The following is a 16,045-nucleotide window of genomic DNA, read 5'->3' as shown; positions in this document are numbered from 1 at the left end:
ATATTTCTCATTACCACTACCATTGAGAGCAAGATAGATGAAATTATCTCAATTAAATGAAGGGGATAGCGCGAGCATTGTCGCGTTCAATCAACTTCCAAATGACATTCGTAAAAAATTGATGGTGATGGGCTTGCTGCCTCTAACTACTGTTACGTTAATCAGAAGAGCTCCTATGGGAGATCCACTTCAACTTGAAGTGAGAGGCGTCTCTTTAGCGGTACGTGAAAATATAGCCGCTTGTATTGAAGTGGAGAGAGCGTAGTGCGATATCAAATTCTAACCGTTGGTAACCCTAATAGTGGCAAAACAACGTTATTTAATGGGCTGACTGGTTCTAAGCAACAAGTCGGTAACTGGGCTGGTGTTACAGTTGAGAAAAAAACGGGTCGCTACACTCATTCTGGAGATGAATTCATACTAACGGATTTGCCGGGCATCTACGCACTTGACAGCGGGAATGACAGTAACAGCATTGACGAATCCATTGCCTCTAGAGCGGTTCTTACACATCCTGCTGATTTAATCATTAACGTTGTGGACGTGACGTGTTTGGAGCGCAGTCTCTATATGACGCTTCAATTGAGAGAGCTCGGGCGTCCAATGATTGTGGTTTTGAATAAAATGGACGCTTTAAAAAGAGAGCGTCAAAGCCTAGACATTCAACAACTTGAGAAAGTTCTAGGTTGCCCCGTTTTTATGCTTTCTGCTACCAGTAAAGAGCAGGTGAGTCGATTCAAAGAAAAGCTGCATAAAGTACTGCTGCAAGGCGTAGCTCTTAAAGAACTGCTATTGGATTACGGCAGTGCATTTGAACAATCGATCGGAAAATTAGCCACTATTTTTCAACATAAGCAAGTGGCACCTCGCGCATTGGCTATTCGTGCTTTAGAAAATGATCTTTTGGTGATTAATGGATTACCAGAAGTGCAGCGTGAGCTTATCCAGAAAGAGCAATTGCAAAGTGGTTTGGATATTGATCTGCATGTCGCTGATACCAAATACACATTTTTGCATGAACAGTGCCAGCAGATCCGCAAAACCGAAGGGAAACTAAGCCACAGTTTTACACAAAAAGCAGATAAGCTGATTTTAAATAAATGGGTGGGTGTACCGTTTTTCTTTGTGGTTATGTACTTAATGTTTATGTTCTCGATCAATATTGGGAGCGCTTTCATTGATTTCTTCGACATTGGCGTCGGGGCGTTATTGGTTGATGGCGGGCACTACTTACTGGATGATCATTTGCCTATTTGGCTAGTGACATTATTAGCAGATGGCCTTGGCGGAGGTATTCAAACCGTCGCCACATTTATCCCAGTTATCGCTTGTTTGTACTTATTTTTAGCTGTACTCGAAAGTTCTGGCTATATGTCTCGCGCGGCTTTTGTTTTAGATAAAGTGATGCAGAAGATAGGCCTACCGGGTAAAGCGTTTGTTCCGCTTGTTTTAGGATTTGGTTGTAACGTTCCCGCGATTATGGCGACCCGAACTCTAGATCAAGAACGTGAACGTAAATTAGCGGCATCGATGGCACCCTTTATGTCATGTGGTGCACGTTTGCCCGTGTATGCGCTATTTGCTGCGGCGTTTTTCCCTGAAAGCGGTCAAAATGTAGTTTTTGCTCTTTATTTGTTGGGCATTTTAGCCGCAGTGTTCACTGGTTTGGTTTTGAAGCATACGCTCTATCCGGGTTCAAGCGACAGCCTAGTCATGGAGATGCCAGATTACGAGATCCCAACGCTACAAAACATCATGATCAAAACATGGCAGAAATTAAAACGTTTTGTTCTCGGTGCAGGGAAAACGATTGTCATCGTTGTTATGATCTTAAGCTTCCTCAATTCAGTTGGTACTGATGGCAGCTTTGGTAATGAAGATAGTGACAACTCCGTGTTATCAAAAGTGGCTCAAGTGGTTACGCCGGTATTTGCTCCTATTGGTATCAATCAAGATAACTGGCCAGCGACAGTGGGTATCATCACGGGTATTTTTGCAAAAGAAGCGGTAGTCGGAACATTAAACAATTTATATACCTCTGCTGAAGGTGATGAAAGTGAATATGACCTAATGGCGAGCCTACAAGAAGCGGTTATGTCTATTCCAGAAAACCTAACGGGATTAAGCTTCTCTGATCCGCTCGGTATCGAAGTCGGAGACTTGACAGACAGTAGCGCAGTGGCTGAAGAGCAAGCCGTAGATGCCTCAATCTTTGGTAATTTGAAACAGCACTTTGTCACTGGTCATGCCGCATTTGCCTACCTTATCTTCATTTTGCTTTACACGCCTTGTGTTGCAGCCATGGGGGCTTATGTTCGTGAGTTTGGTGCGAATTACGCTCGTTTTATCGCAGTATGGACGATGGGGCTTGCGTATGGTGGCGCCGCGCTTTATTACCAAGCGACTAGGATCACCGAAACCCCAGTTGAAAGTTTAACGTGGATTATTGCCATTGTTATGGCGAGTTTGTTGACCTTTAAAATGCTTAAGCGAAAAGGACTCCAGCAGAAAACGGTGCTTGAGGTACAAGTGGCATGATATTAAATGAGTTAAAGCGCTACATTGAAGATAATGGGATCGTTAGCCGCTCGGCGATTGCGAAAAAGTTTTCGCTCAGTGAGGACGGCGTTGACGCTATGTTAGCCGTGTGGATAAGAAAAGGTGTGTTGTCGCGCACTATCGATACCAACAAGGCTCACCACGTAACAAGAGTGCGTTATGGGCTTAACCGAAATAACGGGCTGTCTTTGACTGTCGTACTTTAGTCATAATTGATGCTAGGCATTCTGTCTGATAAACGAAAGCCGCTGATGTCAGCGGCTTTCAAACTTTTACCCAATCTATCTTTTACCTAATATATTGTGTGAGAGACGACGTTTATCCTTTTCTAAAAATAGAACTCAGTGATAGAACATTTTGGATTCTGGTTAAGATCGCTTGCTGCTCTTGTTCGGCTCTCACTATCCCTTGAGTATTGCCCCAGATAGGCCCAGGCCATGCTATGTCATTTTTAAATCGAGCAACATGGTGAATATGGAGCTGAGGAACCATGTTACCCAGCGCACCTAAATTGAGTTTATCTGGACAAAACGTGGCTTCAAGAGCTTGGCTAACGGCTTGAGATTCACACAAAAATTGTTGCTGTTCCTGCATTGGTAGATGATGCAGCTCTTTTAAATTGGCACGTTTAGGCACCAGAATAATCCAAGGCACGGCATTATCTTTATGGAGTAATGCTAAGCAAAGAGGAAATTCGCCAATGACGGAAGTGTCTTTGGCCAGTTGCGGGTGGAGTTCAAAATTCATGTCAATCTCACTTGCACGGATGTTATCACCGATAAAAGAAAAGGCTGACCATGGTCAACCCTTTCATTCACTCATAGCTGTCGTTACATACGTTCTAATGTATCAATACCGAGTAGCGACAGACCTTGCCTGATGGTTTTTGCTGTCAACGCAGCCAGTTTTAGGCGGCTTTGTTTCACACTTTCATCTTCAGCGACTAAGATTGGGCATGCTTCATAGAAGCTAGAGAATTGGCCAGCTAATTCAAATAGGTAGCTACACATAATGTGAGGTTGGCCTTCGCGGGCAACAGCTTGTACCGCTTCTTCAAACTGCAGAAGTTTCGCAATCAAAGCTTTTTCTTTCTCTTGTGTGACTTTAATTTCACCCGTCAGGTTATCCATCGATACGCCTGCTTTAGCAAAAATTGACGCGACACGTGTGTAGGCATACTGCATGTAAGGTGCAGTGTTACCTTCAAATGCCAACATGTTGTCCCAGTCAAACACGTAATCGGTAGTACGGTGCTTAGAAAGATCAGCATATTTCACTGCGGCCATCGCGACAGTATTGGCAATGTTCGCTTTTTCTGCGGCGTCTAAATCAGGGTTTTTGGATTCAATTAATTTAGCGGCACGCTCTTGCGCTTCATCGAGAAGATCGGCCAGACGAACAGTACCGCCAGCACGAGTTTTGAACGGGCGGCCATCTTTGCCTAGCATCATACCAAAGGCGTGGTGTTCAAGAGTCACTTCTTCAGGTACATAGCCCGCTTTGCGGACAATCGTCCATGCTTGCATTAGGTGTTGATGTTGACGCGAGTCGATAAAGTACAGCACACGGTCCGCACCCAAGGTTTCATAACGGTATTTTGCACACGCGATATCGGTTGTGGTGTATAAGAAGCCGCCATCACGTTTTTGGATGATAACGCCCATCGGCTCGCCATCTTTATTTTTGTATTCTTCAAGAAAAACGACTTGTGCGCCATCATCTTCTTGCGCCAAACCTTTTTCTTTTAAATCGGCTACGATGCCGGGCAACATGTCGTTGTACATGCTTTCGCCCATCACATCATCGCGCGTGAGCGAAACATTCAAACGATCATAGTTACGCTGGTTTTGGATCATGGTGATGTCCACCAATTTTTTCCACATTTGAGCGCAGAATTCGTCACCGCTTTGTAGTTTGACCACATAATTTCGTGCTTTAGCGGCAAACACTTCATCTTCGTCGTAGAGTTTTTTTGACTCACGATAGAAAGCTTCAAGATCGGAAAGTTCCATTGAAACTTCGTTACCAGATTCTTGTTGCACACGTTCAAGGTTGGCTATCAACATACCAAATTGCGTGCCCCAGTCACCGATGTGGTTGGCGCGGATCACTTTATGGCCTAAAAATTCCAAGGTACGCACAACAGCGTCACCAATAATGGTTGAGCGTAAGTGACCTACATGCATCTCTTTGGCAACGTTAGGCGCTGAGTAGTCTGCGACGATCGTCTTCTGCGCTTCTTTTGTTACGCCAAGGTGCTCATCTGCTAGGGCGATATCAGCTTGTTTAGCAAGAAACGCTTCACTGAGGAAAATGTTGATAAAACCTGGGCCTGCAATTTCCGTTTTGCTCGCAATGCCATCGAGGTCCAGAACATCCAATACTTTTTGAGCAAATTCTCGCGGGTTGGTACCCAGTTGCTTAGCTACGCCCATAATGCCATTGGCTTGATAGTCACCAAATTGCGCTTTGGCCGATTGGCGAACAGCAGCAGGACTGCCAGCTGGTGCGCCTGCGGCTTCAAGAGCCTGAGATACTTTGTCATTAATCAGTGCTTGGATATTCACACGCGTTTCCTTTAATTCTTGGAATTGCAAAGGTATGCATTTTATTCACCATTTAGTGCCAATACATATCTTAATTTTGTTCATCATTTGGCGCACATAATACCAATTTTATTGAGGCGCTTATAGGGACTAAATTAGGAAATTTTCTACTTTTCGAAGAGTTGTTGGTACTATTAGACGATAATCATCATTTTGGACCATTTAAATGCTTGAACCATTAAAGAATGCAGCGCTTCATCCTGAACAGCTTAAGCAGAATTTAGATAAATTTATGCATAAAATTCAAGAATTAACCAAAATTTTGCATATTGATTTATCCACAAATCAAGCTGACCACATTGCACTGCGCATTAATGATCGTAAATTAGCGTCATTAGCACATGCGGCATGGCTGGAGGAAGGGCGAGAAATATCGAGTGCTCAGATAAATGGCCGTCCTATCATCGTGATTGAATTTACGGTGCCGCTATCGGCTAATAGTTGGTCAATAGAATGTTTGGAATTGCCTTACCCTGCCGAGGGAAAAATTTATCCAGAGCAGAGCTGGGAGCATGTGGAATTTGTGGTGCCATCTGAGGCACAAACCGCGCAAGCCTATTTGCAGGATATACTGTCGGTTTACCCACGATTAAAAGAATGCTGGACAACATTAGACACTCAAGGTGTTCAAGTTAAATTGTCCAGTCCAAAAGGGGAAGGGGAGCGATTACATAACCCGACGGTTGCATTTAAGTGGCAAGGCGTGTGCATTAAACTGCATCCCCACTCTTTAAAAGAGATCGTAAAATCAGAGCAAAGATAAATTGCTCTGATGGCGATGAAGTACGGTTATCCTAAGTTATAGCTTTTAGGCCGAAGCTGGAACGCTTCAATTGAGCCAATTTCTTGCCCTAAACTGAGTTTCTGAACCGTTTGATGTGCGTTTCCTTGGCTGTGCATGATCAGTCGATTGGCGGTCCTTGGTTTTAGCTCATTGACCACAAAGCGGATCATATCACTGCGACTGAGTGATTTCAGTTCACTCAAAACCTGCTCTCTTTGATCAAAGCCGGCATCTTTATTGCCGATAGCAACCCAAAGTCTTTGCGCACGGCTGCGAAGGGTGGGGTCGGGCGTTGAAATTTGATTCCATAAACCGCGCTTACTGCTGTGCCACTGGTATTCGTTGAGCTCCAGCAACACCATGTAAAAAGCATTTAAAAATTCATCTACAGCGCTAATCAGCTCATAAGGGGCAGCATTCGGTGACTGGACGTAGAGTACGATGCCTGGGTGACGGTTTAATGGCATGTTGCCCGTTCCGACCATATAACCAAGTTGCTGCTTAGTGCGAATTTCATGAAAAAATGTAGCGGACATCAAGTGATTAGCTAATGAATATAAGGCGATGCTGCGCGGTGCGGCATCATTGCACTGATAATAGACCACCACAGCAGAATCTTCTTGATCGCAGTGAACCTCTTTTTGAAAAGTCCCACTCTCTCCGAGCATGACGAGTGGTCTTAATGATTCCTCGTACTGTTGATCTTTGACTCGTAATGCATTTTTAAGCGTATCTGCCATCGCTTGTGCATTACTTCTTAACCAGTCGCCATAGACAAACATCTCAACATGAAGTTGCGCTAATATTTGTTCAACGAAATCACTGAGCTCATCGACTTCTATCTGTTTTAAGGCACCAAGTAGCGTTTCATAAGGAGGGTTGTTGGGTTGTAAAATACCCGTCATTGCATTGAAAAGCTGCGAAATTGGACGATCTTTAGTGGTATTTTGCCAGTTACGAAGCAGTTGTTGCTTGATGGTGTTAAAGCGTTTTAGGCTAAAATCACGTTTAGCAAAGCGTGCGAGAATCATCTCCATTAACTGTGGTTGTTTTTCGCTAAAACCAGAAAGCATCAGGGTGACGCCGCCTTGATGAGCGTACATGTTGTAACTCATCCCAGCAATTTCTGCTTGGTAAGTTTCCGTGGCCAGCGAGTCTAAAAACATTTCCACACAGAGACGGGTTTTAACAATATTTCGAGCAGTGGCTACCGAGATGGGGCTATCAATCGCGATGTAAATTACCCCTTTAGGCACTCTAAATTCATGGTCTTGTAGATGCCATAAACGAAAGCCTGGTAACTCTTCAATGACTTCCGGGTGTAAAGACGTTGAAGGCTCTAACGGTTTTGGGTCTAAGTCGTAACAGATAAAAGGATTGAGTGGCGGTAAGTTTGTTTCAATGTCGCAAGGGGTTGCGAATGCTGCAAGTTGTGACGCCGATAATGGAGTAATTGAATAAGGTGTAAAATACCATTTCGCTTTCTTATCGTAATACCCATCTTTAGCAATTAACGTGGCGCGTAGATTTTCAGGAGTCAAATAATGAAGTGCTTGCTTAAGTAGTGATTCGTTGTAGCCCGCCATCATATAATCGCCATAGATGGTGTCTTGCGGCTGATAGTGCTGCATATTAACCACTAAATGGCTGACCATGTCTAATGGCCTTGTCGTTTCTTGAAAGCGAAAAGCCGATTCAAGCACCGCTCTTTTCTCAAGGTAACGCCATTCGTTTAGCCCCTGATCTGCGATTAATTTAATCTGAGTAAAGAGTGACTGGATGATGTTATCGACCTGTTTTACGCCTTCATGTGTCAGGCTAAAACTTATCGAAAACTCACGATAATTGCTGCCACTCGCGCCGCCTCCAGCCGATAAGGACGTGATCCAACCTTTCTCTTTTAATGCCAGCATTAAACTGCCTTCACCTTCGTAACCGATGAGATGGGCGAAATAAGAGAGAGGTTTGACATGATAAAAGTCATCCGTGCTTGGGGCAGGGAAGCTTAAAATCAGTTTGCGGATCTCTTTTCGTGGCTCGATTTGAATCAAGACGCCTCGGTGCGCGTCTAAAACAAAAGGCACCTCTATTTTTTTCGGGCCGAGCTGTTTATTTGGGATGGAGGAAAATTCATCTCTTGCCCACTGCTCTAACTCATCAAGTGTCTGTGGGCCTGCTAGCGAGAGCGTCATCAAATCAGCCGAGTAATTTTCATGGTGAAAACGGACAATTTCTTCACGGATAGAGACACCATTTCTATCACACAGCGTTTCTAAATTACCCACTGAAAATTTAGCAAACGGGTGTTGCGGATTAATGGTTTCTTTTTGAACCTGATAGAGCCTTCTCGAATCATCATTCTGTTTGAGTTTAAATTCAGAATCCACCGCTTGGCGTTCTTTATCTAGGGCTTCTTCATTAAACAAGGGGGCACAAAAGAATTGGCTGAATCGGTCCAAGGCTTTTTCAAAATGATTTGGGCTTACATCAAAGAAAAAACAGGTGTGCTCTGTACCAGTCCATGCGTTATTGCTGCCACCATGTTGATTAATAAAACTTTGAAACTCACCAATTTTCGGGTACTTTTCTGTGCCTAAAAACAGCATGTGTTCCAGATAGTGGGCAAGACCTTCTCTGTCTTCAGGGTCATCAAAATGCCCCACATTAATCGCTAAAGCAGCGGCTGACTTTTGTGCATCATCCGCTTGAATAAGTAATGTTCTCAGACCATTAGTTAACGTAATGTAGCGGTATTGGTTGGTGTCGTTAGGGCTTAAATGCACAGTGACTCTCCACAGAAAAGGCTTTTTTAATTATGGCGTTGAAACGGTTAGGTGCAAATTTCAAGCAATGATTTTATGAGCGAAGTGCCATTTTAGTCCTTCAGGAGACTTTTTAATAGACTGTTAACAGTGTCGAAGTCTTTGCTTGGTTGCCTGATATAATCGAGAATAAAGCCGCCTAGACGGCATAGATAATAACCACTAGGAATGAGTAATGAAGATTTTTATTATGCGTCACGGAGAAGCTGAACATTATGCAGCGAGTGATGCACAAAGGGCCTTAACCGAAAGAGGTCTTCGTGAGTCTGTTGCTGTGGCTCGTGCTTGTGAAAAGCAAGATCTTCGCCATGTAGATAAAGTATTGGTAAGCCCTTACTTACGGGCGCAGCAAACTTGGGCTGCGATAGCCTCTTATTTTAATGCCGATGATGTTGTGACTTGTGATGACATCACACCTTATGGGAAAGCGGAAGTGGTATTTGAGTATGTCTCTGCCTTGGCCGATGTAGAACAAATCGAATCAGTGCTGCTGGTGTCTCATTTACCGTTAGTTGGCTATCTCGCGGCTGAATTTGTTACCGATTTAGTCCCTCCAATGTTCCCCACATCCGGCCTGATTGGTATCGAATATGATAGAGAGTTGCGTAAAGGACAGCAGATCTGGAGTATTAATCCTTAAACCACCATTCAAAGTAAAAGAAGTTTACGTGATTTGAATAACTAGGCTACGTTAAGTGAAGGGTTATTGCCTTTACTAATGTAGCCATTATTTTGACTGTTTTACTGGACTAAAAATTGCATCGCCGAGTTAACGCATTGTCGCATTTATAGATATTTATCAACAGATTGCTTGCTAACCTATGAAATTTACTCTCCCATTTGCAGATAAATTGCCATCAATACCGCAGCGAAGTATGCCAGCAATCGGTGCGCCGGTTATGGTATTGGCCACGTTGGCTATGGTCGTTTTACCGATCCCGGCCTTCCTATTGGATCTGTTTTTCACTTTTAACATTGCCTTATCGATGGTTGTGTTACTCGTCACTGTCTATACCCGTAGACCGCTTGATTTTGCTGCTTTTCCTACGGTTTTGCTTATTGCAACCTTACTTCGACTAGCCTTGAACGTCGCTTCAACCCGTGTGGTTTTATTGTATGGTCATGAAGGCCCCGGGGCGGCTGGTAACGTCATTGAAGCGTTTGGTAGTGTGGTGATCGGTGGTAACTACGCCGTTGGTTTAGTGGTGTTTTTGATCTTGATGATCATCAACTTCATGGTAGTAACCAAAGGTGCGGGACGTATTTCTGAGGTGAGTGCTCGCTTTACCCTAGATGCTTTGCCGGGTAAGCAAATGGCCATAGATGCGGACTTAAATGCGGGTTTAATCGATCAAGACCAAGCGCGGCTGAGACGCTTTGAAGTAACCAAAGAAGCGGATTTCTACGGTTCAATGGACGGTGCGTCAAAATTTGTTAAAGGGGATGCGATTGCCGGGATCTTAATTTTGTTCATCAACATTATTGGCGGCTTATCGATTGGTATGGCGCAATATGGGTTGGGTTTTAAGGAAGCGATCCAAATCTACACACTGCTGACCATTGGTGACGGCTTAGTGGCTCAGATCCCCTCATTGCTGCTTTCGATTGGCGCTGCCATGATGGTTACCCGTCAAAATACCGATGAAGATATGGGAGAGCAAGTCGTCTTCCAACTGTTTGACAACCCTAAAGCATTGATGATTACCGCTTGTATTCTCGGCATCATGGGCATTGTGCCGGGTATGCCTCACTTTGCTTTCTTATTGCTAGCCGCATTAGCGGGTGGTTGCGCGTATTGGATGATACGCAAACAGAAAAAAACCGCCGATGAAAAGAAACTGCCTGCAAAAGTGGACAACGAAGCACCCACTCAAAAAGAGCTCTCTTGGGATGATGTTCAACCCGTTGATGTGATTGGCTTAGAAGTGGGCTATCGATTGATACCGCTGGTGGACCGAGATCAAGGTGGAGAGCTGCTCGAACGCGTAAAAGGTGTTCGGAAAAAACTGTCGCAAGACTTTGGCTTTCTCATCCCCGCAGTGCATATTCGCGACAATTTAGAATTAACACCCAATAGTTATCGCATTACCTTAATGGGGGTTGCTGTTGGTGAAGCGGAGATCCGCCCAGATCAAGAACTGGCGATTAACCCTGGTCAAGTCTATGGTGTTATTGACGGTGAACGCACACTCGACCCTGCATTCGGCCTTGAAGCGGTTTGGATCCGTGAAGAACAACGTGAACACGCACAAGCTCTCGGTTACACAGTTGTGGACTCATCGACCGTACTCGCCACTCATTTGAGTCAGCTTCTCACTAATAACGCCTCGCAACTGATTGGTCATGAAGAGGTTCAAAACTTAATTGAAATGCTGGGTCGCTCAGCGCCAAGGCTAGTTGAAAATTTCGTTCCAGATCAACTGCCGTTGGGTACAGTCGTTAAGGTACTGCAAAACCTACTCAATGAAGCGATTCCAATCCGAGATATTCGAACCATAATACAAACCTTGGCGGAGTATTCTGGGCGGAGTCAAGAACCTGACATCCTAACGGCGGCCGTTCGAATCTCATTGAAGCGTTTAATCGTCCAAGAAATCAATGGTATAGAACCTGAACTACCAGTGATAACACTAATTCCTGAGCTGGAACAAATATTGCATCAAACCATGCAGGCGTCAGGAGGAGAATCGGCAGGTATTGAGCCAGGCTTAGCAGAGCGTCTACAAGCTGCACTGAGCCATGCAACGCAAGAACAAGAATTGAAAGGTGAGCCCGCCGTGTTACTCACGTCTGGTGTACTTCGTTCAACTTTGGCGAAGTTTGTGAAAAACACGATACCTAATTTGCGTGTGCTCTCTTATCAAGAAATACCTGACGAGAAACAAATTCGGATTGTTCAAGCCGTTGGTAACTAACGAAACTGCTGTTAACTAATCGGGCTTTAGCCATTTAAACACGGATATCTGCTTTGAAAATAAAACGATTTTTTGCCAAAGATATGCGAACAGCGCTGCTGCAAGTGAAAGAAGAGCTTGGTGCGGAAGCGGTGATCATGTCGAATAAAAAAGTCGCGGGTGGTGTGGAAATCGTTGCCGCTGTGGATGGTGAACAGCCCACCCAGCAAAACAGTGCCAAGCGCTATAATTCGCAGCCTAGACAACAAGGTTACACCCAAGTCACCCCGTCTTTGAACAAATCCTCTCGTGAGTTGGATGATGATCGAGTCAGCCTGCAAAACAGCGCAGACACTGGGCGTTCAATGACCAAACGTTTCGCAAATATGTTAAAGCAGTACAGCGCACCAAGTGGCTCAGATTCGGACTATCACGCCGAAAATGAAGATTCGCTCTCTGCATTATTGCAACGTCAATCAGGTTCATCTAACACCAACTCAGGACACGGTAGTGCAGAGTTACGAGCCGATTCGCCATTAGCGAAGTTAATTGCAGAGGATAGAAGAGCGTCCACCCGTCAAACGCCGAAGTTAGATCCGTCGCGTTATGATCGTTACCCAACGCAAGAGGCGAGTGTTTCGAACCCAGAGCTGGAAAACATGCGTGAAGAGATGACCTCAATACGCCGCCTATTAGAACATCAAGTGTCAGGATTAATGTGGCAAGAAGTTGAGCGTCGAGAGCCTTTGCGTGCCATGCTCATTAAAAGACTTGAGCGCATGGGGGTTTCACAAGAACTGGCTGACCAGCTTGCGTGCTATATCCCAGAAGATACTGCTCCAACTAAAGCTTGGAAGGCACTGCTTGGCTTAGTGGCTGATCAAGTCCCTGTTTCCAAACAAGATATTCTGAAACGTGGTGGTGTGGTTGCGCTATTAGGCCCAACAGGGGTTGGTAAAACCACCACCATTGCTAAACTAGCCGCTCGCGCCGCTATGGAGTATGGCGCTGATAACGTCGCTCTAGTCACCACAGATACCTACCGTATTGGTGCTCATGAACAGCTCTCTATTTATGGCCGAATCATGGGTTGTCCAGTAAGAGTTGCTAAAGATTCCAGTGAGTTAGCCGATGTAATATATCAGCTAAGAAATCGGCGTTTAATTTTAGTTGATACCGCGGGGATGGGGCAGCGTGATGTTCGGTTATCAGAGCAGCTCGATACCCTGATGCAAGAGAGTGGCGAAATCATCCACAGTTACCTTGTTCTGCCTGCAACGGCACAAAGAAAAGTATTACAAGAAACAATCGAGCACTTTAGAAGGATCCCTCTTTCAGGGTGCATTATGACTAAGCTTGATGAATCATTGAGCTTAGGGGAATTTGTGAGTGTCGTGGTTCAAAACGCACTGCCCGTTGCTTACATCGCGAATGGCCAGCGTGTACCAGAAGATATTGTGATTGCCCAGCCGAAGTACATGGTTGCAAAGGCAAACGAATTGCTAGAGAAGTCGACAGAGAATGAACCTCACTATTGGAGCAGCGACTCCGAGAGATTCTAGGCGGCGGACAAATATGGCGAATAATATGATATATGACCAAGCGAGCGGTTTACGCCGCTTAACTCAACCGTCACTGACCAAAGTCATATCTGTGACTGGTGGTAAAGGTGGTGTGGGTAAATCTCACGTGACACTCGGCATGGCGATCTGCATGGCTCGTCAAGGCAAAAAAGTCATGGTGTTGGATGCAGACTTAGGTTTAGCTAACGTGGATGTGATGCTTGGCATACGCCCGAAGCGAAACTTAGGGCATGTACTGGCTGGCGAGTGTGAACTCAAAGATGCCATCGTCGAGGGGCCTTTTGGGATACGAATAATTCCAGCGACCTCGGGCACACAGTCGATGACAGAGTTGTCACACGCCCAACATGTTGGTTTAATACGCGCCTTTGGCAGTTTAGAAGATGAGATGGATATTCTGCTCATCGATACAGCCGCAGGTATTTCTGATATGGTCGTGAGCTTCTGTCGCGCCGCACAAGATGTAGTGATCGTGGTATGTGACGAACCGACATCCATCACCGACGCTTACGCGCTGATCAAGCTCTTAAGTCGTGAACACCAAGTGCAACGTTTTAAAATTGTGGCCAATATGGTGAGAAGTTATCGTGAAGGACGGGAATTATTTGCTAAATTAACTTTAGTGACAGAAAGATTCCTAAATGTGAGCCTTGAACTTGTTGCTTGCATACCTTTGGATGATAAAGTGCGACAAGCAGTAAAAAAACAAAAAATAGTGGTCGATGCGTTTCCACGGTCACCTGCGGCACTGGCAATCAGCTCGTTGGCAAGTAAAGCGTTAACGTGGCCAATTCCAAGAACGCCGACAGGCCATCTGGAATTTTTTGTCGAGCGTTTGCTAAATAGAACAGAAAGTGTAGGGGAACCATTCGGTGAATAAAGCGCTTACTTATGACCAACACGGAAACCTAAAGAGCCAACAAGCATTTTTAGAAAAATACTCTGTATTGGTTAAGCGTATTGCACACCATTTAGCAGGTCGCCTGCCACCAAACGTATTAGTCGAAGATCTAATACAAGCCGGTATGATAGGCCTACTTGAAGCACAAAAAAATTATGATGGGAGTAAAGGTGCAAGCTTTGAAACCTACGCAGGAATTCGAATTCGTGGAGCTATGCTCGACGATATTCGGCGTGGTGATTGGGTTCCACGCTCGGTTCATAAACACAACCGAGAGATAACCCATGCAATTTCAGTTCTAGAAGGTGAGCTAAACCGAAACCCAACTGATACAGAAGTTGCGAAGTATTTAGGCATGTCGCTGGATCAGTACCATACTGTATTAACTGACATTAATTGCTCACGGATTGTCGGAATCGAAGATTTAGGTATTTCTGATGATGCAATTTCTCCTCTGGATGACGATGAAGACAACTCGCCATTTAAGGGAGTCGCCGATGAATCGTTTCGTAAAGCATTGGTTGAATCAATAAAATCACTTCCAGAACGTGAAGCTTTGGTACTTTCGCTCTATTATGATGAAGAGCTAAACTTAAAAGAAATTGGTGAAGTTCTAGGTGTTAGCGAATCCCGCGTTAGCCAGATACTAAGCCAATCTATGCAGCGACTAAGAACGAAGTTAAGTTCTTGGACGCAAAATGACTAATATCACTGATTTCGAGCTCAGTGGAGGCAATTTTGAATAAAAACATGAAGATCCTTATTGTTGACGACTTTTCAACAATGCGCCGTATTGTTAAGAATCTACTTCGTGATTTGGGCTTCAATAATACCCAAGAAGCAGATGATGGCCTGACAGCGTTGCCTATGCTAAAGAAAGGTGATTTTGAGTTTGTGGTTACAGACTGGAATATGCCGGGCATGCAAGGCATCGATTTGTTGAAAAATATCCGAGCAGACGCAGAACTTAAGCATCTGCCTGTTCTGATGATCACCGCAGAAGCAAAACGCGAACAAATCATCGAGGCTGCTCAAGCAGGTGTGAATGGTTATATCGTAAAACCTTTTACTGCTGCTACGCTTAAAGAAAAACTGGATAAAATTTTCGAGCGTTTATAAAGCGTGTGGTCACAGACAAAAGGTGCTCTATTCATTTATGCGCGAAAAGGCTAATCGATGATTTCATTAGAACAAGCAAAAGAACTCGTTCAGCTACTGGAAAATGGACAGCAAGATCAGGCGAATCAACTCTTTAAAGAGACCTACGACAAAGCAAGCAATCCAATGCTGCAAGAAATAGGCACTTTGACAAGGGAACTGCATGAATCGCTCAAACAGTTCAACCTTGATGAACGGATGGCTGAGATTGCAAATGACGAAATTCCAGATGCAAGGGATCGTCTTCAATATGTAATTGATAAAACGGAAGTAGCTGCGAATAAAACAATGGATGCAGTGGATCGATGTATGCCGATCGCTGACAGCCTTCACGAAGGTTTGTTAAAAGTGCGTCCACAATGGAATGAGTTGATGCATGGGCGTATTGATCTCATTGAGTTTAAAGCACTTTGTCACCGTATTGATGATCTACTATCACAAGTTGAAGGCAACAGCAGCGAATTGCGAGGTCAGCTAACTGAGATATTGATGGCTCAAGACTTTCAAGATCTCACTGGCCAAATAATTCGGCGTGTTATTACGCTGGTTAATGAAGTTGAGAAACGCCTAGTTGAGATTCTCACTGCCTTTGGGGCTAACCAAATAGAACAAAAAACAGACAAGAAGAACCCATCTATCGAACCTGAAGGTCCTATTTTGAACCCTCATGAAAGAGCCGATGCGGTTTCATCTCAAGACGAAGTCGATGATTTGTTATCGAGTCTTGGTTTTTAGGGG

General features: G+C 44.5%; 14 protein-coding genes. 11 read left to right on the top strand and 3 right to left on the bottom strand.

What is annotated here, in order from left to right:
• The first annotated feature begins 37 nt into the window (after positions 1 to 37).
• Genes AACQ79_RS05480 through AACQ79_RS05470 form a run of 3 tightly spaced genes read left to right on the top strand, consistent with a single transcriptional unit; the run spans position 38 to position 2,765 of the window.
• Entirely contained in the window at positions 38 to 265 is a 228-nt protein-coding gene (locus AACQ79_RS05480; protein WP_013856356.1) for a FeoA family protein, read from the top strand.
• Positions 265 to 2,538 carry a Fe(2+) transporter permease subunit FeoB gene (feoB, locus tag AACQ79_RS05475; RefSeq protein WP_094163674.1) on the top strand — a complete coding sequence of 758 codons (2,274 nt, stop codon included), beginning with the start codon at positions 265 to 267 and terminating at the stop codon, positions 2,536 to 2,538. The genes AACQ79_RS05480 and feoB overlap by 1 nt, the downstream gene beginning before the upstream one ends.
• Positions 2,535 to 2,765, top strand: coding sequence for a FeoC-like transcriptional regulator (locus tag AACQ79_RS05470; RefSeq protein WP_096036573.1), 231 nt, complete (start codon positions 2,535 to 2,537; stop codon positions 2,763 to 2,765). The genes feoB and AACQ79_RS05470 overlap by 4 nt, the downstream gene beginning before the upstream one ends.
• A 112-nt stretch (positions 2,766 to 2,877) precedes the next feature.
• Here the strand turns inward: AACQ79_RS05470 and AACQ79_RS05465 are convergent, their stop codons facing one another.
• Entirely contained in the window at positions 2,878 to 3,306 is a 429-nt protein-coding gene (locus AACQ79_RS05465; RefSeq protein ID WP_013856359.1) for an HIT family protein, read from the bottom strand.
• An 83-nt stretch (positions 3,307 to 3,389) separates the two neighbouring features.
• Positions 3,390 to 5,126, bottom strand: coding sequence for an arginine--tRNA ligase (argS, locus tag AACQ79_RS05460; RefSeq protein WP_029388093.1), 1,737 nt, complete (start codon positions 5,124 to 5,126; stop codon positions 3,390 to 3,392).
• A 205-nt stretch (positions 5,127 to 5,331) separates the two neighbouring features.
• Between argS and AACQ79_RS05455 the strand changes: the two genes are divergently transcribed.
• Positions 5,332 to 5,928, top strand: coding sequence for a VOC family protein (locus tag AACQ79_RS05455; RefSeq protein WP_017049126.1), 597 nt, complete (start codon positions 5,332 to 5,334; stop codon positions 5,926 to 5,928).
• 26 nt (positions 5,929 to 5,954) lie between these two features.
• Here the strand turns inward: AACQ79_RS05455 and AACQ79_RS05450 are convergent, their stop codons facing one another.
• Positions 5,955 to 8,732, bottom strand: a complete 2,778-nt coding sequence (locus tag AACQ79_RS05450) for an insulinase family protein (RefSeq protein WP_170898710.1) — start codon at positions 8,730 to 8,732, stop codon at positions 5,955 to 5,957.
• Positions 8,733 to 8,946: 214 nt separating this feature from the next.
• Between AACQ79_RS05450 and sixA the strand changes: the two genes are divergently transcribed.
• From sixA to AACQ79_RS05415, 7 genes are all read left to right on the top strand, one after another.
• On the top strand, positions 8,947 to 9,411 hold the full coding sequence (sixA, locus tag AACQ79_RS05445) for a phosphohistidine phosphatase SixA (protein WP_017042529.1): 465 nt from the start codon (positions 8,947 to 8,949) through the stop codon (positions 9,409 to 9,411).
• A 181-nt stretch (positions 9,412 to 9,592) separates the two neighbouring features.
• Positions 9,593 to 11,686, top strand: a complete 2,094-nt coding sequence (gene flhA, locus AACQ79_RS05440) for a flagellar biosynthesis protein FlhA (RefSeq protein ID WP_013856364.1) — start codon at positions 9,593 to 9,595, stop codon at positions 11,684 to 11,686.
• Positions 11,687 to 11,739: 53 nt separating this feature from the next.
• Positions 11,740 to 13,227, top strand: coding sequence for a flagellar biosynthesis protein FlhF (gene flhF, locus AACQ79_RS05435; protein WP_088732741.1), 1,488 nt, complete (start codon positions 11,740 to 11,742; stop codon positions 13,225 to 13,227).
• 13 nt (positions 13,228 to 13,240) lie between these two features.
• Positions 13,241 to 14,128: a MinD/ParA family protein gene (locus AACQ79_RS05430; protein WP_010318888.1), complete on the top strand. Its 888-nt coding sequence runs from the start codon at positions 13,241 to 13,243 to the stop codon at positions 14,126 to 14,128.
• Positions 14,121 to 14,855 (top strand): RNA polymerase sigma factor FliA, encoded by a 735-nt coding sequence (locus tag AACQ79_RS05425; RefSeq protein WP_010318887.1) that lies wholly within the window; start codon positions 14,121 to 14,123, stop codon positions 14,853 to 14,855. The genes AACQ79_RS05430 and AACQ79_RS05425 overlap by 8 nt, the downstream gene beginning before the upstream one ends.
• A 44-nt stretch (positions 14,856 to 14,899) precedes the next feature.
• The gene (gene cheY, locus AACQ79_RS05420) at positions 14,900 to 15,268 is read left to right on the top strand and encodes a chemotaxis response regulator CheY (protein ID WP_033197405.1); all 369 of its coding nucleotides are present in this window, start codon (positions 14,900 to 14,902) and stop codon (positions 15,266 to 15,268) included.
• Between the two features lie 57 nt (positions 15,269 to 15,325).
• Entirely contained in the window at positions 15,326 to 16,042 is a 717-nt protein-coding gene (locus AACQ79_RS05415; protein WP_017045236.1) for a protein phosphatase CheZ, read from the top strand.
• Positions 16,043 to 16,045: the final 3 nt, after the last annotated feature.

Origin of the sequence: Vibrio sp. 3-2(1), assembly GCF_963887575.1 — a bacterium.
GTDB classification, from domain to species: domain Bacteria; phylum Pseudomonadota; class Gammaproteobacteria; order Enterobacterales; family Vibrionaceae; genus Vibrio; species Vibrio anguillarum.
The sequence above is the reverse complement of the archived record's forward strand: the minus strand, read 5'-3'. Positions and strand labels throughout refer to the sequence as shown.